The following is a 20,706-nucleotide window of genomic DNA, read 5'->3' as shown; positions in this document are numbered from 1 at the left end:
TTAATGAATGAGTAAATCGGGAGTGTTTTCCCGATGCCTGAGTTGTTTGCTGCAACCGCATAGCCATAGCCGGCTGCCGTATCGTGTGAAGCCTTAAAACCATACTTATAATTACATTAGACGGAATCATAAGCACTTATCTGATTCGTCTCAATCAAAAAAGTTTAACGGTCGTTCAGACGGCCTGTAAGGTATGAAAAAGGTATTTTTGAATATTGAATTTTTAGAAATTACACTCAACCAAATGTTTTAATTTTAAATATCTCTTTGTCAAATGCATGGTTCATGAAATTAAACTACCGTTTATGCCGTTTAAAACCCTTCTAGAATAAAAACTTTTAACAAATTTTCATGGTTTAACTTATCTTAATAATTCATTCTTTTGTGATGAAAAAAAGGAAAATTTGTCGACAATCAGCTCGAGGATAGTTAGTGCAAGTCAAAGTTTTAAATTGGAATACGTTATAGTCATTATAATATTTCGGCGAAAAACACATTTATTGCCATGCAAATGATAGATAGATTCTATTGAAAATGGTTTAATTATCAAGCTGAGGCAATTAGGTGGATTTTTTCCGGAGAACCCATTTAATGTCCTGCCCGATGATTTCTACTGATTGACTTTGCCAAGGGCCGTCTGAAAGCAGGACGGCCGGATTTTCAGGAATGGAGAAAAGAGGTTTGCCTGCGCCTAATAGTTTCGGCGCTTGGTAGAGGACGATTTTATCCACCAAGTCATCCTTCAGGAAGGCTGAAGCAAGTGTTGAGCCGGCTTCTACCAGAACTTCGCCAAAGCCAAGCTCTGCCAGTTGCGGCATGAGTGAAAGAAGATTGATGCGACCGTTGATGTGTTCAGACGGCCTGATGATGCGGATATGTTCAAATGCACTCAGAGCCTGCAAACGTTGTTCGTCTGAGGAAAGGGTAACGATAACGGTCGGGCTTTCGGTATCGGTCACGAGGTGGCAGTCCAAAGGGATTTGCAGTCGGCTGTCCAAGACGATACGCGCAGGTTGACGTAGGGTGGGGAAGCTGCGAACGTTGAGTTTCGGGTTGTCGGCAAGTACGGTACCGATACCGGTCAAAACGGCGCAACTTTCGGCACGGAGAATTTGTACGTCTTCGCGTGCCGCTTCGCCGGTAATCCAAAAGCTGCGGCCGTCTGAAAGAGCGGTTTTGCCGTCCAAACTGGCAGCGCATTTGAGGCGGACAAACGGTCTGCCGCGTTCGATACGCGACAGGAAACCGCGGTTGAGTTCGCGCGCCTGAGCTTCCAGCAAACCGCTTTCTGTACGGATTCCGGCGGCTTCCAGCATGGATAAGCCTTTGCCTGCGACCAACGGGTTAGGGTCGGTCATGGCGGCGACTACGCGCGTTACGCCGGAATGAACCAGCGCTTCGGCGCACGGTGGTGTACGGCCGTAATGGCTGCAAGGTTCCAGCGTGACATAGGCTGTTGCGCCTTTTGCCGCCGCTCCGGCCTGCCTTAACGCGTGAACTTCAGCGTGCGGCTCGCCTGCTTTGACGTGGAAACCTTGTCCGATGATTTGGGCGCCGTGTGCAATCACGCAACCGACGCGGGGATTGGGGGAAGTAGAAAACCGCCCAAGCTTGGCCAGCTCGAGGGCGGTTTGCATCATTTGGGTATCAAGTGCGGAAAACATGGTTTCAGACGGCCTTATTTGGCTTTGCATTCGGCGATGACTTGGGTGAATTCGGAAACGTCTTTAAAGCTTTTATAGACGGACGCGAAGCGGACATAGGCAACTTGGTCGATTTTTGCCAGCTCTTCCATCGCCATTTCGCCGACGATGCGCGAAGCGACTTCTTTTTTGCCCAAACGGTAGAGGCGCTGCTCGATAAGGGCAACGGTTTCATCGATTTGTTCTTGTGTGACAGGGCGTTTGTGCAGCGCGCGCTCAAGGCTGGTTTGCAGTTTGTGCGGATTGAAGGGAACCCGTGTGCCGTTGGATTTGATGACTTGCGGCATCCGCATTTCAACGGTTTCAAAGGTGCTGAAGCGTTGTCCGCATTCCAAGCATTTGCGACGGCGACGGATGCTGTTGGTGTCTTCCAGCCATCGCGAGTCGGCTACTTGTGTATTGGGGTGTTGGCAAAACGGGCACTTCATCGGGTTTCCTTGTCATACGCTCGGCAAGGTCGCTAAGCAATTGAATTCATTGTTTGTGACCTATTATTGTAGCGGATTGCGCTATTTTCGTATAGTAAACGCTTTGACTATGGATTAAGTATAAAAAGGCCGTCTGAAAGGGCAACTTTGGCAAAGTTGCCCTTTCAGACGGCCTTGAGTTTTTCAGTCAATCAACCGTTAAACCGATACACCGACGGCGCGGGCGATTTCCAAACCCTCTTCCGCACTCATGTAAACCGGATTGTTGGGGCGGTCGCTGAGGACAATGTCGCCGTCTTGAAACATCACCAATTCATTGACTGCCAATTGCGACCAGGTTTCATCTCGTGTCAGGGGCAGGGTGGCGATGACGGAAACTTTATCGTTCGGGGTGGTCACTTCTGAAAAATCGACCATGACATCATCGTCCAGCAAACGCGCTTTGCCAAACGGGGCTTTGCGCACGATGTAGTGCAGCAAGGTGCTGGCGTGGGCAAACAGGCAGTCACCGTTGGACATCACAAAGTTGAACAAGCCGTAGCGGCGGATTTCATGGGTTAGGCCGGCAATGGCATCAAACAAAACTTCAGGTTCGGGCTTGGTGGCAAAGCGGCTGCGCAGGCGGTTGAGGATAAAGCAGAACGCGCGTTCGGAATCGGTCGTGCCGACGGCATGGTAGTACTCGCCCTGCTCGGGGTAAAAATCAATCAAATGGCCGTTGTGGGCAAACAGCCAATATTCGCCCCACATCTCGCGCATGAAGGGATGAGTGTTCGCCAATGAGGTCTGACCTTGTGAGGCCTTGCGGATATGGGCGATAACGTTTTCGGATTTGATTTGGTAGGCGCGCACCAAGTCGGCAACGGGCGAGTTGGCACTGGGTTTGTCGTCGTGAAACAAGCGCACGCCTTTGCCTTCAAAGAAACCGATGCCGAAACCATCGGCATGGTGGTCGGTAATGCCGCCTCGACGGCGGAAGCCTTCAAAAGAAAACATGATGTCTGTGGGAGTGTTGCAATTCATGCCGAGCAGTTGGCACATGGCGTTAACCTTTTTTCCGAGTATTTATAGGGTCATTATGGTGTATCGGGCAGGCAGTTTCAATATATTCTTTGCCGTTTTAGGGTAGGTGATACAGGCTGTATCGAATTAAAAATAAAGAATTTCGCTTTGTAGGGGGATTGTTAGGATATTTACTAATTCTGTGCTAACACTTCCCCTATAAAATGCTTTGCAGAACAAAAAGACCTCCTCACATAACGATATGTTCTACTCACAACGAAACATAATTTTCCCCACCATCGTTTTACCTCAAGGAGTGTTCAATGAAACTGAATCTGCAAAAAACCACCGCTGCTGTTTTGGCTGTTGTGTTCAGCGTAGGCGCATTTGCAGCTAATAATGCCTATAACCCATTCGAGTATGGCTACAAAAATCACAAATACGGCAAAAAATGGGGCAAGCCTGCATCTGAAGCCGAAGGCGAAAAAGTGATGAAACACGCTGCCTACCGTTCAGGCGTGTACTACACCAACGTAAACCGTATGCCTGGCAATGCAGACCGCAATGGCGTGAAAACCGTACAGGTTAACGACGCATATACCCGTCAAAACCTCGGCCGCTATGCGTTCAACACCATCAAGAGCGGTGACTCTGAAGTATACTACGGTGAGTGGGTCGGTAAAGAATACGCTAAAGGCTCTAACCGCGGCGTTTTCTACTCCGGCGACAAACGCGCTACCTCTATGCCTGTATCCGGTGTAGCCAACTACGCAGTTAAAGGTATCAATAACTACACCGGCAACAACCCGATGGTTGGTACTTTGCGCGCAGACTTCGGTCAACGCGTCTTGACCGGTTCTATGAAAAATAACACTGTACAGATGGACATCCATTCCCGCATCAAGCCATCCAGCGCATCATTTGAAGGCTACGCTCGCGCCAACGGCCACTTCGGTAAAACCGAAGGCCACTTCTTCGGCAACGGTGCAAGCGCGTTGGCCGGTGTTGCCAAATTTAAGACCGACCGCAATCTGGATACGGCATACGGCGGCGTAAAACGCTAAAATCTGTCTTTAAGTAAAATAAAGCCTGCCATCCGCAGGCTTTTTTAAACACTTGCTTCCAAATTTCTCAAGGTCGTCTGAAACTTGCGACCGGAAAGCCGATCCCATGTACAAACCGTCTGCCTGCCTGATTCTGCTTCTTTCTGCTCCCGTCCTTGCCGCGCCGCGTTCTGATTTTTCAGACGACCGCACCGCGCAACGCCTGTGGCAGGATACCCGCCAAACCATGCAGGAGCAGGAACAAAAAGTGCGCGAATATCATCTCGATATTTCTGCTCCGCATACCGGGAAGACAGCCGAGAGCGACTCCGAAGCCGACCAAGGCGAGGCACTGTTTAATGCTGTCAACCGCAGCGATTGGCAAACCGTTCGCCCTCTGCTGGAGCGTTATACCCAGCAAACCGAATACGATCCCGATATCGCTTCGTTTGCCCGTGCTTCTCTTGCACGAGGCGAAGGTAAGTGGAAAGCCGCCAAACAAGAATACGAAACCCTGTTGCAACGTCATCCCGATTTTACACGCGGACGGCTTGATTACGCACGCCTGCTTTTTGAAGGCCGTCTGAACCGCGAAGCATCTTCTGAATTTGTACACCTTCAAAACGAAGACTTGCCTGAAGCCGTCAAAGAAAACATCGCCCATTTCCAAGATGCCTTGAACCAGCGTCAAAGCTGGAAAGGCAGCCTCTCCGTCGGCGCCGTCCACAATAGCAACATCAACGAAGCCAGCGGCAAAGTGTGGTGTAAAACCGAAATCGACGGCGAATGTTGGGAAGAATTTTCAGGCGACAAACCCATTTCCGCCAACGGCATCAAATACGAAGCCGCCGCCGTCCGCCGCTGGCAGGTTAAAGGACACCACGGCATTGCCGCTCGCGCGCTCGGCTATGGCCGCTTCTACCGCGACCATAAAGATTTCAACGAACACACGCTCAACCTCAGTGCAGGCTATCAGTTTGAAAACCAGCGCCACACTTTCGCCTTCGCACCACTTGTCGAATGGAATGGCAGCGGCAGCAAAACCCTCAATCGCGCCTACGGCGTGCGCAGCGAGTGGAATCTCGACAAAGGCAGCTGGACGTGGAACACCGAAGCCGAGTGGAAACACCTTTCTTATGCAGACAAAACCCGTTTGCTCGACGGCAGCCTCCTCTCCGTTTACAACACCTTGTCTTATTTCCCGCGCAACGACCTCATGCTCTACGGCGGCATAGACTGGCAACAACGCAAAACGAAAGACCCTGTGGACAGCTATCGCCAAATTTCCGCACGGCTGGGTGCGGCAAAAATGTTTGAAGCCGGTTTCGATGCCTCGATTTCTGCGACTTTCGGTATCCGCAGCCATAGGGAAGAGAATGCCATCCTCGAACAACGCCGCCGCGACAAAGAACAAACCTACCGCCTCAGCATAGGCGCGGACCGCTGGAAATTCGCCGACCTTAAGCCCGTCCTCAGCTATAAACACCGCCGTGTCAACGGTAACACCGACTGGCTATACAGCTACAAACAAAACGAAGTCGGTTTGTCACTGGTGAGGTCGTTTTAATTTGCGGTAAAGAGAAATAAAAATGAAAAGGCCGTCTGAAAGTATTTTTCAGACGGCCTGATTGATGATGGAAACGCTGATTTTAAGAATATTGAACTTTGATTCAATGGAAACAGGTTGCTTAAAAACTAGGAGCTGTATTTTCGTTTTGGAAATTTAGAAAAATTCAGACGGCCTTAAAGTGTTTCCAGACAGGGCGGCATTGTTCGGGTAGGTCGGGACAGGCGCCGAGTATGCCGCCGCTGAAGTCGTTGGGGCGGTGGAAGTCGCTGCCTGCGCTGGCGAGAAAGTCGAAACGGTCGGCAAGCAGGGCATAGTTGAGGCGGTCGTTTTTGCAGCAGTTGCCGCTGTGCACTTCAATTCCTGCGCCGCCGAGATTTTTAAATTCTTGAAAGAGGTTTCGTTTGGCGGTGGCGGATAATTCATAGCGCATCGGGTGGGCGATAATGGCCATGCCGCCCGCGCCTGTAATCGCGACTACGCAGTCTTCCAGTGTGGCCCATTCATGTCTGACGGAACAGGATTTGCCGTCGCCCAGATATTTGGTAAATGCCTGCTGTTTGTTTTTAACATGGCCTTCGCGAATGAGGAATTCGGCAATGTGGGTACGGCTGGCCATTTCTTTGTTGGCGGCCAATGCCAGCGCGCCTTCATACGAGCCTGTTATGCCTTTTTTCTCCAGTTTGGCCGCGATGGCTTCCAATCGTTTTAGACGGCCTTTGCGGACTTCGGCAAGCAGGTTTTGCAGGGCTTCGTTGTGTTCGTCAAAGTCCAAACCGACAATGTGGATGGTGCGGCCGCGCCAAGTGACGGATATTTCCACGCCGTTGACGAAGGGGAGGCCGAGGGTATCGGCTTCGGCACGTGCTTCGGCAAGTCCGCCGGTATGGTCGTGGTCGGTCAGGGCGAGCAGGGTGCAACCGTTTTGAAGGGCGAGTCGGACGACTTCGGTTGGGGAAAGCATGCCGTCTGAAACGGTTGAATGGCAGTGTAAATCAATCATGGTTTTGCTTTGAATTTTCTCAAAAAAGGCCGTCTGAACGTTTCAGACGGCCTTGATTTGTTAGAACAGAGAGTCCAGTTGTTGTCTGTTATTGTTGCCGGTATTGCTTGGCAGAACTGGGGTTTCGTCTAATTCTTCACGGGCTGGCGCATTGCCGCTCTCGGTACGGCGGCGGTTTTCATTCGGAACGGCACGATGGGCAGGACGCGGAGCAACGCCGCTGTTGTCCAAGGCCAGGTCGGAGCTGGTGGTCATGCGTTCGCGCATATACACTTCGCCGCCGTTTGTAACCACGCCTTCAGGTGCTTTCATCGGTTTGACGCTGGTGCCTTTCAGGGCGAAGCGCATGTATTCTACCCAAACCGGTACGGCGATTGTACCACCGTAACCTGCACGACCCATGCTGCGCGGTTTGTCAAAGCCGATATAGACGGCAGTCACAACGCTAGGGTTGAAGCCGACAAACCATGCGTCTTTGTTGTCGTTGGTGGTACCGGTTTTACCGGCGATGTCGGCGCGGCCGAGTGCGGCTGCACCGCGTGCGGTACCGACACGGACAACGTCTTGCATGATTTTGTACATGATGTAGGCGTTGCGCGGGTCAATGGCTTGAGGTGCGTTTTCACCGGCTACCAAAGGTTGCATTTGCGCTCTCAGACGGCCTTGGCTGTCATAGATTTTGTCGATGACGTGGGCAGATACTTTGTAACCGCCGTTGGCAAAGACACTGTAACCTTCTGCAATACGCAACGGCGTGGTTTCGCCTGTACCCAAAGCCATAGACAGGCTGGCAGGGATTTCAGACGGCTTGAAGCCGAAGCGTTGGATGTATTGTTGCGCGTAGCCAATGCCGATAGACATCAGGATGCGGATAGACACCATGTTTTTTGAAGCGGTCAAAGCCTGGCGCAGCGTGATGTAACCGGAATAGCGGCCGTCTGAATTTTTCGGGTTCCACACTTTGCCGTTTGCACCTTTGCCCGGCAGGGAAATCGGCGCATCGTTAATCATGGTGGAAGCAGTCATGCCTTTTGCCAAAGCGGCGGAATAAACGAACGGTTTGAACGTAGAGCCGGGTTGGCGCATGGCTTGAGTTGCGCGGTTGAAGGTTTTGCTGTGGTAGTCGTAGCCGCCGACCAATGCGCGGACTGCACCGGTTTTCGCATCTAAAGACACCAATGCGCCTTGCAACAAAGGCTCTTGAACAACGGTAAAGGTATCGCCGCTGCCTTTAACGCGAATGACGGAGCCGCGACGGATGCGGTCATCCCCCATTTTTTCGTTGTTGACGGCACGGGCGGCAAAGCCTAAAGCGTGGCTGTTCAGCGTCACTTTACGGCCGCTTGGCAACTGAATCTGTACACCTTTACGGGAGGCTTCCAATACAACTGCCGGAATCATTTTATCGACGGTGTAAAGCGTAGAAAGGTATTGGCTGACAGTTTCTTCTACGTTGTCGCTTTTGCTCAGGTCGATGTAGTTTTCTGCACCGCGGTAGCTGCTGCCACGGTCGAAATTGCGCAGGACTTTACGCAGGGCTTCGGTAGCGACGCGTTGGTGTGCGGTATCGACTGTGGTATATACCTTGAAGCCTTGAGTGTAGGCATCTTCACCGTATTTTTCAAACAGCTCCTGACGTACCATTTCGGCAACGTACAGGGCGCTTTGATCGATGTTTTGTACAAAACGCTCGTAATGCAACTCTTCTTTCAAAGCCTGATCGCGTTGCTGCAGGGTAATCATGCCTTCTTCCAGCATATTGTTCAGAATATAAGTCTGACGCAATTTGGCACGCTCAGGGTTCACAATCGGATTGTAGGCGGAAGGTGCTTTAGGCAAGCCGGCCAACATGGCGGCCTCGGCCAATGTTAATTCATTAACATTTTTGTTGAAATAAATTTGGGCTGCAGATGCAAAACCATAAGCGCGTTGACCCAAATAGATTTGGTTGAAGTACAGCTCCAAAATCTTGTCTTTGCTCAAAGACTGCTCGATTTTGTAGGCCAACAGGGCTTCGTTGAATTTACGGGTGAACGAACGCTCGCTGCTCAGGTAGAAGTTTTTGGCAACCTGTTGCGTAATCGTACTGGCACCGGATTGAACGCCGCCGGCCATGACGTTGCCGATCGCGGCGCGCGCCACGCCCCAAACGTCTACGCCCCAGTGATCGTAGAAGCGTTTGTCTTCGGCGGCAATCACGGCGTCTTTCAAAATTTTCGGGAAGTCGCCGATTTTGGTAAATTCACGCCGTTGTTCGCCGTAAACGCCAATGACTTGGCCGTCTGAAGAATAAATCGTCAGCGGCATTTTGGGTTTGTAGTGTTGTAAAGTGTCCAAAGACGGCAGTTTTGGATAGGTTACCAAAATTGCAATTGCAATCAGACCTACACCAAAAAGAGCCAGTCCTAATAAGAGACCCATGCAGGTCGTTATAATCTTTTTAATCATGACTAGGTAATAATTTTGCCATTAATGGCGATAAATAAAGTAAAATGGGAAACGATTTCTATCAGCCACAGTCAATACTGTGTAAAGAATAAGAAGTCCTTTACGGATAACGAAACAGTTACTCACTCCTAAATGATACAGGGAAGTCAAATCATGCGCTTATTTAAAAGCACGAAAGATACCAAAACAGGTAAGGCTTCTAGCGGATTGAACAACCGCTCTGCCATCGGCGTCGATATCAGCCAACATGCCATTAAGATGGTACAACTGACAGGCCGTAGTTTAAACCAAATTCAGCTGGAAAAATACGTTATTACCAAATTGCCTAAAAATATTGTCAAAGGCAACAAAATTCAAGACTACGATCAGCTTGCTACTTACATCCAACATACTTACACACAATTACGCAGTTCTTGCAAAAATATTGTTGCTGCCGTGCCACAAAATTTGGCGACAGTCGAGCAGATTATTTACAACCCGCGTGATACCGATTTGGACTTGGAAGAGTTTGTCGAGGCGGAAGTCGGCCAATTTGCGCCTATTGAAGAGATGAACTACGACTTTCAAGCCGAAGAAGTCGGTTCAAGCCAGCATGTTTTAGCTGTTGCCGCCAAAAAAGACGATGTCGAGCCGCGTATTGAAATGTTTGAAAATGCGGGCTTGCCTTTGTCCGCTTTGGATTTGGACTTGCTGGCGCAACGCAATGCCTTTGTCTATTGGATGAATACGCATGCTCCCGAAATGGCAGAGGAAAAAGTTGCCGTGTTCGGCATTCATGCGACTCAAATGTATGCCCTGATTCTGCAAAACGGCTGTATCCTCTACAAACAAGAAACACCGGTCAGCACAGAGCAGCTCAATCAGTTGATTCAGCGTACTTATCAGGTAACGGAAGAAAAAGCCGCACAAATGATGGCTTCTCAAAACAAGCCTTCCGACTACCAGTCTCAGATTGCCGACCGTTTTAATGTACAGGTTGCGCAAGAAGTTCAGCGTGTTCTGCAATTTTACTATACCACACAGGCCACTGATTCTTTTCACAATATCAAACACATCCTGCTGACCGGCTTTACCGCGCAACAGGCAGGTTTGGCAGAAAGCATTTTCTCGCAAACCAATACGCCAACAGAATATCTGCATCCGATTTCATATGTGGAACGCAGTGCAAAAGTAGAATTGCCGCAGTTTCAAATTGATGCGCCGTCACTGACTTTGGCGTTCGGATTGGCATTAAGGGGACTTTGAGAACATGATCGAATTAACCAGAATCAACCTTCTCCCATATCGGGAAGAGATTAAACAGCGCAAGCAGCAGCAATTCAAAATATTGATGCTTGGCGCTTTTGCAGTAGGTTTGGGCTTGGCGGCCGCTACCTATCTTGGTATTGACAGCGCCATCAGCAATCAAGAAGGCCGCAACAACTTCCTGCAAACCGAAATCGACAGACTTGATAGAGAATTGGGCGAAATCGATAAACTTCAGCAAGAAAAAGAAGCCTTCTTGGCCAAAAAACTGAAAGTTGAAGAGTTACAGGAAAAACGCTATCAAGCGGCCTATATCCTTGATTCTTTGAATACACTTACGCCCGATAATACTTATTTGACCGCGTTGGAAGCCGAAAGTCCGACCAGCTATAAAATCAGCGGTCATGCCATCAGCGACAATAAAATTGCCGTTATGATGCGCTCCTTGCCAAGTACAGGTATTTTCTTGCAGCCTGAATTGTTGAGTATTAAAAAAGTAGATAACTACCAAGAATTTACTTTGAAATCTTCAATCAACCAAGTGAATACGCCGGCTCCTGCGCCAACTGCCCAAAAAGTGGCCGAACCTGTGGTAGAACCTGCTCCGGAGGCTCAATAATGGCATCTAAAAACCTGAAACAATTGGACGTACAAGATCTGTACCTGCTCAATATGCCTTCAAAACTTTTGCTGGCAGGTTTATTGATTGTTGGTATGTTGGCTTTGGGCTATGTCGGCGTATTTAAAGATCAGATTGAAACCTTGAATACGCAGGAAGCCAAAGAAGAAGAGCTGAAGGAAACCTTTACGCGTAAAAGCATTCAGGCGGCAAGCTTGAACAATCTGAAGGCTGAGTTGGCTTCGATCCGTTCTGCATTTGACGTTTTGTTGAAACAACTGCCGACCGACGCGGAAATTCCGAACCTGATTCAAGAGCTGCATCAGGCAGGTTCAACCAACGGATTGCGTTTGGACAGCGTTGCACCGCTCCAACCTGAAAACGATGGTCCGATTCAAAAACTGCCGTATCAGATTTCCATTACAGGCAAATATTCACAGATCAGCCAATTTACCCGTGATGTAGGCGATTTGTCGCGCATTATTACTTTAGATTCTTTAAAACTCGTGAACCCAGGCGAGGACAAAGACGGCAAAGGCAATAAAGGCGAGTTGACATTGAGCGCGATTGCGACAACTTACAAAGCCCGTCCGGCCGAAGAGATTGCTGCAGAATTGGCTGCGCAACAGGCACAAGAAGAAGGTAAACCTGCCGAGAATGAGCAAAAATAAAAGAATAGGGAAATCATGAAAAAAATCATCTTACTCTTAAGTCTTCTTCCCTTGGCAGCCTGTACGCAAAGTTATGAAGATTTGACTCAATGGATGACGCAAACCCGTCAGGAAGCGAAATCCAAGATTATTCCGTTTGAAGAGCCGACGGTTACATTGCCTAAGCCGTATAACCCTCCGAATTTTAAAGGCTTAAATGCGTTTGATTCACGCCGTTTGGACACTGCCCCTAAAGGCGGCAATGCGCCGGATATGAACCGTCCGAAAGAAACATTGGAAGCCTTCAGTTTGGAAAACATGGCCTTTGTCGGAACGCTGCAAAGCGGCGGCAAGGTTTCCGGATTTATCAAGGTCAAGGACCATGTTTATACCGTTTATCCCGGAAACTACATCGGTCAGAATTACGGCAGAATCCAAAGTATTACCGAAGACAAAATTATCGTGACCGAGCAAGTTGAAGACAGCTACGGCAACTGGGTGTACCGGAAGGCCGAATTGCCATTGAGCAGTAAAGAGGCGGATTCTTCCAATAGCTCAGATAGTTCGAATTCAAATTAATTTAGGGGTCTCACTCGATTATGAAAACCAAGCACATGACAAAATTATTTGCCGGCTTCAGCGTTGCCCTCGCTGTTCAGACGGCCTTTGCAGGCAATATTACCGATATCAACGTTTCCACTTTGCCTGACAACCAAAAAATCATCAAAATCCGTTTCGACAAAGACGTCACTACACCTCATGGTTTTGTAACATCTACTCCGGCACGTATCGCATTGGATTTTGCCAATACCAATATTCGTTTGCCTCAGCCTGTTTTGGAATATGCCGACCCATTGCTGAATCAAATTACTGCGGCGCAAAACAATGACCGTGCACGCGTGGTTTTGGGTTTGAACAAAATCAGCCAATACAATACTGAAATTCGCGGCAACGAAGTTTGGGTATTTGTAAACGAATCTACTGACCAAACCAATGCGGCCGTTGCCAATGAACGTGCGGCTACGCCGTCTACCGCGCGCGCTGCTCAGACTTATCAAGCCGTTTCAGCAGCCAATATTGATTTCCGCAAAGGCGCACGCAATTCCGGCATTATTGAATTGTCCGCCCCTGGTTTCAGCGGACAGCCGGACATCAAACAGCAGCGCGACCGTGTGGTTGTGACATTGAAAAACCATACGCTGCCGACACAAGCGCAACGCAGTTTGGATGTAGCTGACTTCAATACCCCTGTACAAAACGTTACGCTCAAACGTATCGGCAATTCTACCCAGCTCATTATCCGCAACAATAATGCGAATTGGGACATCAATACCAAAGCTTCTTCAGGCCGTTTTGTATTTGAAGTATCGCCTAAAGCCGCCAATACCGAATCCGGCGGCTTGAACCACAATGCAAACAAATCGTTTAAAGGCCGTAAAATTTCCTTGGACTTCCAAGATGTAGAAGTCCGTACCATTTTGCAGATTTTAGCGAAAGAGTCCGGTGTGAATATTGTTGCCAGCGATACCGTCAAAGGCACCATGACCCTGTCCCTGAAAGATGTACCTTGGGATCAGGCTTTGGACTTGGTTATGCAGGCGCGCAATTTGGATATGCGCCGTCAAGGCAACATCATCAATATCGCACCTCGCGATGAATTGTTGGCAAAAGACAAAGCCTTCTTGCAGGCTGAAAAAGAGATTGCCGAATTGGGTCCGCTGTATTCTCAAACCTTCCAGTTGAAATACAAAAATGTGGAAGAATTCCGCAAAATTCTGCGTTTGGAAGAATACGATAGCAATAATTCCAATACCCGCAATACTCTGTTGAGCAACCGAGGCAGCGCCTTAATCGATCCGGCTACCAATACGCTGATCGTGACCGACAACCGCGGCGTGATTGAGAAATTCCGCAAACTGATTGATGAATTGGACGTTCCAACCCGTCAAGTGATGGTGGAAGCGCGCATTGTTGAAGCAGAAGATACCTTCTTCCGCAACTTGGGCGTTAAATTCGGTTCCGGTGGTGCAAGTGGCCGTAACGCATGGGGCAGCAACTGGAGCAATGCACAAACCAACTACAATACCAATGCCTCGTTTAACCGTGGTGATGTCCGCTATCCTACTTGGTCTTTGGATCCGAACGTCAGCCTGCCGACCGCAGCCGCAGTCAACAGCATTGCGCTGGTGCGTGCGTTCTCGTCCGGTGCATTGGGTTTGGAAATCAGCGCGTCTGAAGAACAAGGTAAGAGCAAAACTATTTCCAATCCGCGCGTGCTGACACAAGACCGCAAAGAAGCCAAAATCGAATCCGGTACGGAAATTCCTTACCAAGAAGCTTCTTCCAGCGGTGCGACTTCGATTACCTTCAAGAAAGCCGTTTTGGGCTTGACCGTAACGCCGAATATTACGCCTGACGGTCAAATCATCATGACTGTGAAGATTAATCGCGATACCCCGATCGACTGTACCGTAGATTCTCTGACAACCAAGTGTATCAACACCAAACACTTGAATACCCAAGCCATGGTTGAAGATGGCGGTACGCTGATTGTCGGCGGTATTTACGAAGAAGAAAGCACCAATGCAGTGAACAAAGTACCTGTTTTGGGCGATATTCCTGTTGTCGGCAATCTGTTCAAATCACGCGGCAAACGTGAAAACCGCCGTGAGCTGTTGATCTTTATCACGCCGCGCATTATGGATAATGTGGGTAACAATCTGCGTTACTGATTTTTAAAATGACAAACAGGCATATCTGCAAAGGTATGCCTGTTTTGGTTTTCAGACGGCCTGAGATGAAAAGGCTGTCTGAAAAACGACGAACTTTTCCACGAAACCACCATATCGTATAAAATGACCCTCATGGAAAAAATCAACGGCAATTTAATTTTAATCGGGCTGATGGGCGCGGGCAAAACCACTTTGGGCAAGCAGCTTGCCCAAATGTTTGAATGCCCGTTTTACGACAGCGACTACGAAATCTGCACTTCTTCGGGCGTATCCATTCCGACCATTTTTGAGATGGAAGGGGAGGAAGGCTTCCGCAACCGCGAAACCAATATGCTGAAGAAGCTCGCTTCCCGGCGCAACATCGTTTTATCGACCGGTGGCGGCTCTGTATTACGCAGTGAAAACAGACAGATTTTGCGCCAAAACGGCACGGTTGTTTATCTGCATGCCAGCCCCGAAACCTTGCTGGAGCGTACCCGTTACGACAGCAACCGGCCGCTGTTGCAAGTTGCCGACCCTTTGGCCAAACTGCAAGAGCTGTATGACCAACGCGATACGCTGTACCGTCAAACCGCCCATCTCGTCATCGAATCCGACAGCTGTCACAAAACGCTCAAACGCCTGATACAGGCTTTAGGCGAATAAATACGTTTTGCAAAGGAATACCATGCGCACACTGACTGTCCAAACCCCGTCTCATCAATACCCTATCTTTATCGGACATAAACTGATTGAGCAGGCTGATACGCTGCTTCAGCCCTATTTAGGCAAAAAAGTAGCCATTATTACCAACGAAACCGTTGCACCGCTTTATCTCAAACAGCTTCAGACGGCCTTAGACAGATTGGGCGTGCCGCATTTCAGCATCATCCTTCCCGACGGCGAAGAATATAAAAACTGGCAGACGCTCAACCTGATTTACGATGGCCTGATGCAAAACCGTGCCGAACGCAAAACCACTTTAATCGCTTTGGGCGGCGGCGTGATAGGCGATATGGTCGGCTTTGCCGCAGCGACTTATCAGCGTGGCGCACCTTTTATCCAAGTGCCGACCACATTGCTCAGCCAGGTCGATTCCTCGGTCGGCGGTAAAACCGCCATCAACCATCCGCTCGGTAAAAACATGATTGGCGCGTTCTACCAGCCGCAAGCCGTGCTGGCCGATTTGACCGCTTTGCAAACGCTGCCGCAACGCGAACTTTCTGCGGGTATGGCCGAAGTCATCAAATACGGTGCCTTGGGCGATGCCGAATTTTTTGCTTGGTTGGAAGAAAATATGGCCGACCTGATGGCACAACACCAAGAAAAAATGGCAGAAGCCGTTTACCATTGCTGCAAAATGAAGGCCGATATTGTTGCCCAAGACGAAACCGAGCAGGGCATCCGCGCATGGCTTAATCTCGGCCACACTTTCGGCCATGCCATCGAAGCCGAAATGGGCTACGGCGTATGGCTGCACGGCGAAGCCGTTGCCGCCGGTTGCGTCCTCGCTTCTCGTTTGTCGCAAATTTTGGGCAAACCCCAACAAGCCGATACCGACTGCATTGCCGCTTTAATGGAAGCCGCCTCCCTCCCGTCTGCACCGCCTGTTTTCTCCTTTGAAAAATGGATTGAACACATGAGCCACGACAAAAAAGTCAGCAGCGGCATCATGCGTTTTGTCGGCTTGGAATACTTGGGCAAAGCCAATATCACCGAAATTACCGATATGGAAATCCTCCGCCAAACCTTGCAACCGTATTTGTGAGGAATGAATTAGGTTTACTTTAAAATATAAAAAGGCCGTCTGAAAGTCATTTTCAGACGGCCTTTGGTTTTAAAACGTTTTGATTCATCGGCTTAAAGATAGATAAACCAATTTGGGCGGGTCAATCATTTAAAGCATCTTTTTATCCAACTCGGCAATAATCAACAAGCCGCTGTCAAAGCGTCGGCTGTCGGCCAGTTTCAGACGGCCTTGATGGCGTTTGACAATGGTGTTTGCGATGGACAGACCAAGTCCAGTGCCTTGTTGTTCGGTGCCGAGAATGCGGTAGAAGGGGTCGATAACGCGTTGGCGTTCGCTTGTGGGAATACCGGGGCCGTCGTCTTCCACCCAAATGTTGAGGTATTCGGCGGTTTCATCAAAGCCTAAATCGATGCGGCCGCCTTTAGGGGTATAGCGGATGGCGTTGTCGGTAAAGGTTTTGATGAGGGTGTAGATTTCGGTGTCGTCGGCGTAGATTTGGCAGTCGTTTTCAACGGCGACGCCGATGTCTTGACCTTTGGCCAGCGCCAGTGGCATGAGTTCCTGCAAGACGCGGCGGAACTGGTTTTGCAGGCTGATCAGGGTTTTGGGGCGTTGGGTTTCGGGTGCTTGGGCGCGTGCGAGGGAAAGGAGTTGCTCGAGCAGGTGGCGGTTGCGCTGTATGCTTTGTTGCAACAGGGCGGACTGCTCGCGCGCTTCGGCGGACAGCTGCATATTGTTGAGCCGCTCTGCCTGAAGGGAAAGGGCGGTCATGGGGCTGCGCAATTCGTGTGCGGCATCGGCGATAAAGCGTTGCTGTTGGCGGACATTTTCGTCGGTACGCTGCAACAGGTTGTTAATGGCAACGACAAAGCCTTGGATTTCGCTGGGAATGTTTTGGGTGTCCATCGGCGAGAGGTCGTTGATTTGGCGCTGTTCCAAATCGTTGGACAGGGTTTTGACGGAACGCATGGCGCGGTGGGTAATCCAGACGGTGAGCAGGATAATCAGGGGCAGGGCGAGGAGCATGGGGAGGATGCTCTGTACGGCGGCCATTTCGGCCAGCTCTTCGCGGTAGTCGCTTTCCTGCATGACGGCGATGCGGCCTTGCTTGGTGTTGCGGGTATAAACGCGGTAGTAATCGTCGTCGTCGTCGGCCTGAATGGTGTGCAGGCCGTCTGAAATCTTCTCAGGCAGGCTGACAATGGGGTTGGGCGTATTGGGAAATTGAACGGAAATCTTGTTGTCGTTATCGAGCGAGTGATTCTCGTCATCGGCATCGCTCGGGTCGAGATAGTTCGCGACTTGGCGCAACAGGTCGTCTTGAACCTCTTGGGTCTCGTGATAAGTATCGTAATATGAAAATATGCCTGCAAGGATGGATAGAGGCAGGAGCATACAGATCAGGGCGAGGCTGATCTTGACTTGCAGGGATTGTTTGATGGTGTGGATAAGGCGTTGCATGGTTTGTGTGTTGGTGTTGTTGTGGTTTTTCAGACAGCCTGGTTGTTTTGTGCAACCAGCCAGCCGACCCCGCGGACGTTTTGAATCGCTTCTTTGCCGAGTTTTTTGCGTAAGGCGTGAATCAGGAAGTCAACGGCGTTGCTTTCGACTTCTTCACCCCAGCCGTAAATTTTGTCTTCCAAATCACTGCGTGACAGAATCATGCCCGGACGCAGCAGCAGGGCTTGGAGGACGGCAAATTCTTTGTTGCTGAGCATGATGGCCTGTTCCTGCCCGACCACTTCCGCCTGATGGGTGGAAGGATTGAGTGTGATGATGCCGTTGGTCAGCAGCGTTTGCGCCTGTCCGCCGTGTCGGCGCAATACGGCGCGCATACGGGCTTGCAGTTCCGCCATGTCGAAGGGTTTGACGATGTAGTCGTCTGCGCCGCCGTCTAGGCCGTTGAGCCGGCTGTGCAAATCGTCGCGCGCGGTCACGATTAAGACGGGAATGGTACAGCCGCCGTTGCGGATTTGCGCCAATACGTCCAAACCGTCTTTGCCGGGCAAACCCAAATCCAAGAGCAGCAAATCGTATGCTTGCGCCGCCACTGCTGCGGCAACTTCCGAACCGCGGCTGACCCAATCGACAGCGTAGCCGGTGTCTTTCAGGTTGGCACTGACGGCTTGGGCAATCATGGCATCGTCTTCAACCAATAATACGCGCATGGAAGTTCTCCGGAGGATGGGTGGATAGTGATTATACCTGCACTCAATTAGTAAAAATTTAGGAAGGGTTGAAAAACTGATTTTTTGCAAAAGATGAGGCCGTCTGAAATTCGTTTTTCAGACGGCCTGTATGCTTCAATTCCGATTATTTAGGGTTTTTCTCAATCAAGGCAACCAATTGGTCGATATAGCCTTGAACAAAGCCGCGCGCGGATTCGATGAGCTGGCCGTTGTCGTCAAACAGGGTAGGCGAGTTGCCGAGGAACACTTCCGGTTGGCCGGTCAATGGCATATCGAAATACGAAAGGGCAAGGCGCAGATTTTTTTGCGCGCTATAACCGCCCATTTTGCCGACGGAATGGCTGATGATGCCGGCAGGTGTTTTTTTCCAGGCAACATCGGCATTGGGTTTGGAGCCGATGTCGATGGCGTTTTTCAGGCAGGCCGGTACGGTACGGTTGTTTTCGGAAGTCACGAACAATACGCCGGCAGAGGCTTTGATGGTTTCACGGAACTCGGTATAGCTGGACGGAGTAGGGAAGTCGGTAACGGCAGGATCGTCGTAGTCGAAGTTGTATAAAGGCAAATGCCCGATTTCGACGATTTGCGCTTCGTAGCCTTCGGGGAACATGGAAACGACGTTTTGTGCGACTTTTCGTGCGAACGAGCCTTTACGCAGGCTGCCGACCAAGATGCTGACTTTCTTTGACATGTTTTTCTCCTGTTTAATAATAAAAATGAAAACAATTCTAAATTTTAGTGTTATCTGGGGAAGCGGTCAAGGTTTCAGACGGCCTGTCAAAACGGTTTATGCTAAAATAACGGTTTCGCTGATATTTCAAATTATTATGCACGCTTCTGATTCGCAAGAGGGCGAAACGGTACACGAATACTACGCCGACAACCCCGACTTTCCTGCTAAAACCATTGTGGCGACGCTGTTTATCGGCGCATTTTTCGGCTATCTCAACGACACGCTGCTGAATGTCGCGCTTACGCCGATTATGAAGGATTTCGGTGTCGATAAGACCACGGTTCAATGGCTGACGACGGGTTTTCTGCTGGTCATGGGTGCATTTACGCCGATTACGGCAGGCGTGATTCAATGGTTTGAAACGCGAAAAATGGTGCTGTTTACGCAGGCAACGTTTTTAGCAGGCTCGTTGATTTGCGCGTTTGCACCGACTTTCGGAATTTTGGTTGTGGGGCGTATGGTGCAGGCAGTGTCTGCCGCGTTTTTTGTCCCGCTTCTGTTTAACGGCGTATTGTCAATTTTCCCGCCCAATAAGCGCGGAACGGCGATGGGCGTGATTACCATGATGTTTACCGCCGCGCCTGCAATGGGGCCGACGCTGTCGGGCATCATCATCGACCATACGCATTGGCGCGTACTGTTCGGCTTTACCGCGCCGTTTATGTTGGCGGCGATGGTGCTGGTGGGTAGATATTTGACGGTTAATTTAAGCAACATCAGCCGTCCGAAAATCGATATGTTGTCAGCTGTGCTGTCGATTGCGGGCTTCGGCGGGCTGGTTTATGCGAGCAGTAATTTTGCCCATATGCCGCTGCTGGAATTTATCCTGCTCTTTGCCGCTTCCGTTGTACTGGTGGGTTGGTTTGCGCACCGTCAGTTCCGTTTGGCTACGCCGTTGTTGAACCTTCGTGCTTTTGAATACAAACAGTTCAGATATTGCGTTGTGATTTTGGCCGGTGCGGTATTCCTGTTCTTGGGCTTGGAACTGATGGTGCCGATGTACACGCAGCAAGTGTTGATGCTGACCGGTACGGCAACCGGTCTGATTCTGATGCCTGCCAGTATTGCCCAAGCGGTTGCCGCACCTTTGTTCGGCAAATTGTTGGACAAAAAGGGCGGACGCTTTGTCGTTTTGCCGGCAACAGTGATGCTGGTGGTGTCGTTGGCGGTATTGTGGCTGTTTTTGCGGATTGATACGCAAGTGGTGATGTTGACGGCGATGTTTACGCTGTTGGCGCTTTCCGTGTCTGCTTGTGTAACCGGCGAAACTCATGGTCTGAACGCGTTGCCGAAAACGCTCAATCCGCACGGTGCGGCGATTCTGACCACCATCAACCCGATTGCCGGTGCCATCGGCGCGGCGTTTTTTGTCGGTGCAACCAATATCGGCGAGAAACTTTCCAGTGCAGATATGCCGCAACAGGCAATGTTGGATGGTATCCATTTGGCGATGGGTTGCGCTTTGGTTGTCGGTGTCGTGGTCGTCATGTTTGCTTTGCGTTTGAAAGCGCATCAGAAATAAATAAAAAGGCCGTCTGAAACGTTCAGACGGCCTAAGTACCTCGTAAGAATTTATAAGATTGAGACCTTTGCAAAATTCCTTTCCCCCAACAGC

At 49.9% G+C, this 20,706-nt stretch carries 18 protein-coding genes; 10 read left to right on the top strand and 8 right to left on the bottom strand.

Annotation, left to right across the window (positions count from 1 at the left end):
* Positions 1–560 precede the first annotated feature (560 nt).
* The 3 genes from ribD to HMPREF2865_RS02185 form a co-directional block, all read right to left on the bottom strand.
* Complete coding sequence (gene ribD / locus HMPREF2865_RS02195) at positions 561–1,664, bottom strand: bifunctional diaminohydroxyphosphoribosylaminopyrimidine deaminase/5-amino-6-(5-phosphoribosylamino)uracil reductase RibD (protein WP_070645321.1); 1,104 nt, start codon at positions 1,662–1,664, stop codon at positions 561–563.
* Positions 1,665–1,678: 14 nt separating this feature from the next.
* A complete protein-coding gene (nrdR, locus tag HMPREF2865_RS02190; RefSeq protein WP_070584707.1) occupies positions 1,679–2,131 on the bottom strand; it encodes a transcriptional regulator NrdR in 453 nt (150 codons plus the stop codon).
* Between the two features lie 198 nt (positions 2,132–2,329).
* Positions 2,330–3,172, bottom strand: a complete 843-nt coding sequence (locus tag HMPREF2865_RS02185; protein WP_070645319.1) for a class II glutamine amidotransferase — start codon at positions 3,170–3,172, stop codon at positions 2,330–2,332.
* 284 nt (positions 3,173–3,456) lie between these two features.
* On the opposite strand from HMPREF2865_RS02185, the gene HMPREF2865_RS02180 reads away from it, so the two are divergent.
* Positions 3,457–4,197: a Slam-dependent surface lipoprotein gene (locus HMPREF2865_RS02180; protein ID WP_070645318.1), complete on the top strand. Its 741-nt coding sequence runs from the start codon at positions 3,457–3,459 to the stop codon at positions 4,195–4,197.
* A 106-nt stretch (positions 4,198–4,303) separates the two neighbouring features.
* On the top strand, positions 4,304–5,743 hold the full coding sequence (locus HMPREF2865_RS02175; RefSeq protein WP_070645316.1) for a surface lipoprotein assembly modifier: 1,440 nt from the start codon (positions 4,304–4,306) through the stop codon (positions 5,741–5,743).
* Positions 5,744–5,909: 166 nt separating this feature from the next.
* Here the strand turns inward: HMPREF2865_RS02175 and HMPREF2865_RS02170 are convergent, their stop codons facing one another.
* Together HMPREF2865_RS02170 and HMPREF2865_RS02165 are read right to left on the bottom strand one after the other, a co-directional pair.
* Positions 5,910–6,746 carry a PHP domain-containing protein gene (locus HMPREF2865_RS02170; protein ID WP_070645314.1) on the bottom strand — a complete coding sequence of 279 codons (837 nt, stop codon included), beginning with the start codon at positions 6,744–6,746 and terminating at the stop codon, positions 5,910–5,912.
* A 60-nt stretch (positions 6,747–6,806) separates the two neighbouring features.
* Positions 6,807–9,194 (bottom strand): penicillin-binding protein 1A, encoded by a 2,388-nt coding sequence (locus tag HMPREF2865_RS02165; protein WP_070645312.1) that lies wholly within the window; start codon positions 9,192–9,194, stop codon positions 6,807–6,809.
* 153 nt (positions 9,195–9,347) lie between these two features.
* On the opposite strand from HMPREF2865_RS02165, the gene pilM reads away from it, so the two are divergent.
* From pilM to aroB, 7 genes are all read left to right on the top strand, one after another.
* Entirely contained in the window at positions 9,348–10,439 is a 1,092-nt protein-coding gene (gene pilM / locus HMPREF2865_RS02160) for a type IV pilus assembly protein PilM (RefSeq protein WP_070645311.1), read from the top strand.
* A gap of 4 nt (positions 10,440–10,443) precedes the next feature.
* Positions 10,444–11,058 carry a PilN domain-containing protein gene (locus HMPREF2865_RS02155; RefSeq protein ID WP_070645309.1) on the top strand — a complete coding sequence of 205 codons (615 nt, stop codon included), beginning with the start codon at positions 10,444–10,446 and terminating at the stop codon, positions 11,056–11,058.
* Complete coding sequence (pilO, locus tag HMPREF2865_RS02150) at positions 11,058–11,729, top strand: type IV pilus inner membrane component PilO (RefSeq protein WP_070584717.1); 672 nt, start codon at positions 11,058–11,060, stop codon at positions 11,727–11,729. Before HMPREF2865_RS02155 ends, pilO begins: the two co-directional genes overlap by 1 nt.
* Positions 11,730–11,744: 15 nt before the next feature.
* Positions 11,745–12,287 carry a pilus assembly protein PilP gene (locus tag HMPREF2865_RS02145; protein WP_070584719.1) on the top strand — a complete coding sequence of 181 codons (543 nt, stop codon included), beginning with the start codon at positions 11,745–11,747 and terminating at the stop codon, positions 12,285–12,287.
* A 20-nt stretch (positions 12,288–12,307) separates the two neighbouring features.
* Complete coding sequence (gene pilQ, locus HMPREF2865_RS02140; protein WP_070584722.1) at positions 12,308–14,440, top strand: type IV pilus secretin PilQ; 2,133 nt, start codon at positions 12,308–12,310, stop codon at positions 14,438–14,440.
* A 132-nt stretch (positions 14,441–14,572) separates the two neighbouring features.
* A complete protein-coding gene (locus HMPREF2865_RS02135) occupies positions 14,573–15,085 on the top strand; it encodes a shikimate kinase (protein ID WP_049333679.1) in 513 nt (170 codons plus the stop codon).
* Between the two features lie 22 nt (positions 15,086–15,107).
* Positions 15,108–16,187 carry a 3-dehydroquinate synthase gene (gene aroB / locus HMPREF2865_RS02130; RefSeq protein ID WP_070645307.1) on the top strand — a complete coding sequence of 360 codons (1,080 nt, stop codon included), beginning with the start codon at positions 15,108–15,110 and terminating at the stop codon, positions 16,185–16,187.
* A 129-nt stretch (positions 16,188–16,316) separates the two neighbouring features.
* Here the strand turns inward: aroB and HMPREF2865_RS02125 are convergent, their stop codons facing one another.
* The 3 genes from HMPREF2865_RS02125 to HMPREF2865_RS02115 form a co-directional block, all read right to left on the bottom strand.
* A complete protein-coding gene (locus HMPREF2865_RS02125; protein WP_070584725.1) occupies positions 16,317–17,630 on the bottom strand; it encodes a sensor histidine kinase in 1,314 nt (437 codons plus the stop codon).
* A 29-nt stretch (positions 17,631–17,659) separates the two neighbouring features.
* Positions 17,660–18,337, bottom strand: a complete 678-nt coding sequence (locus HMPREF2865_RS02120; protein WP_070584727.1) for a response regulator — start codon at positions 18,335–18,337, stop codon at positions 17,660–17,662.
* A 145-nt stretch (positions 18,338–18,482) separates the two neighbouring features.
* Positions 18,483–19,049 carry an NADPH-dependent FMN reductase gene (locus HMPREF2865_RS02115; protein WP_039864340.1) on the bottom strand — a complete coding sequence of 189 codons (567 nt, stop codon included), beginning with the start codon at positions 19,047–19,049 and terminating at the stop codon, positions 18,483–18,485.
* Positions 19,050–19,185: 136 nt separating this feature from the next.
* On the opposite strand from HMPREF2865_RS02115, the gene HMPREF2865_RS02110 reads away from it, so the two are divergent.
* Complete coding sequence (locus tag HMPREF2865_RS02110; protein WP_070645305.1) at positions 19,186–20,613, top strand: MFS transporter; 1,428 nt, start codon at positions 19,186–19,188, stop codon at positions 20,611–20,613.
* Positions 20,614–20,706 lie beyond the last annotated feature (93 nt).

Origin of the sequence: Neisseria sp. HMSC073G10, assembly GCF_001812605.1 — a bacterium.
Classification (GTDB): Bacteria; Pseudomonadota; Gammaproteobacteria; order Burkholderiales; family Neisseriaceae; genus Neisseria; species Neisseria subflava_A.
This window is presented reverse-complemented; position numbering and strand designations above follow the sequence as displayed.

Coding starts and splice junctions, on each gene's coding strand:
- HMPREF2865_RS02110 (WP_070645305.1), top strand. CDS start 19,186: ATGCACGCTTCTGATTCGCAAGAGGGCGAAACGGTACACGAATACTAC.
- HMPREF2865_RS02135 (WP_049333679.1), top strand. CDS start 14,573: ATGGAAAAAATCAACGGCAATTTAATTTTAATCGGGCTGATGGGCGCG.
- HMPREF2865_RS02155 (WP_070645309.1), top strand. CDS start 10,444: ATGATCGAATTAACCAGAATCAACCTTCTCCCATATCGGGAAGAGATT.
- HMPREF2865_RS02125 (WP_070584725.1), bottom strand. CDS start 17,630: ATGCAACGCCTTATCCACACCATCAAACAATCCCTGCAAGTCAAGATC.
- HMPREF2865_RS02185 (WP_070645319.1), bottom strand. CDS start 3,172: ATGTGCCAACTGCTCGGCATGAATTGCAACACTCCCACAGACATCATG.
- HMPREF2865_RS02175 (WP_070645316.1), top strand. CDS start 4,304: ATGTACAAACCGTCTGCCTGCCTGATTCTGCTTCTTTCTGCTCCCGTC.
- aroB (WP_070645307.1), top strand. CDS start 15,108: ATGCGCACACTGACTGTCCAAACCCCGTCTCATCAATACCCTATCTTT.
- ribD (WP_070645321.1), bottom strand. CDS start 1,664: ATGTTTTCCGCACTTGATACCCAAATGATGCAAACCGCCCTCGAGCTG.
- HMPREF2865_RS02115 (WP_039864340.1), bottom strand. CDS start 19,049: ATGTCAAAGAAAGTCAGCATCTTGGTCGGCAGCCTGCGTAAAGGCTCG.
- pilO (WP_070584717.1), top strand. CDS start 11,058: ATGGCATCTAAAAACCTGAAACAATTGGACGTACAAGATCTGTACCTG.
- nrdR (WP_070584707.1), bottom strand. CDS start 2,131: ATGAAGTGCCCGTTTTGCCAACACCCCAATACACAAGTAGCCGACTCG.
- HMPREF2865_RS02180 (WP_070645318.1), top strand. CDS start 3,457: ATGAAACTGAATCTGCAAAAAACCACCGCTGCTGTTTTGGCTGTTGTG.
- HMPREF2865_RS02145 (WP_070584719.1), top strand. CDS start 11,745: ATGAAAAAAATCATCTTACTCTTAAGTCTTCTTCCCTTGGCAGCCTGT.
- HMPREF2865_RS02120 (WP_070584727.1), bottom strand. CDS start 18,337: ATGCGCGTATTATTGGTTGAAGACGATGCCATGATTGCCCAAGCCGTC.
- HMPREF2865_RS02170 (WP_070645314.1), bottom strand. CDS start 6,746: ATGATTGATTTACACTGCCATTCAACCGTTTCAGACGGCATGCTTTCC.
- pilM (WP_070645311.1), top strand. CDS start 9,348: ATGCGCTTATTTAAAAGCACGAAAGATACCAAAACAGGTAAGGCTTCT.
- pilQ (WP_070584722.1), top strand. CDS start 12,308: ATGAAAACCAAGCACATGACAAAATTATTTGCCGGCTTCAGCGTTGCC.
- HMPREF2865_RS02165 (WP_070645312.1), bottom strand. CDS start 9,194: ATGATTAAAAAGATTATAACGACCTGCATGGGTCTCTTATTAGGACTG.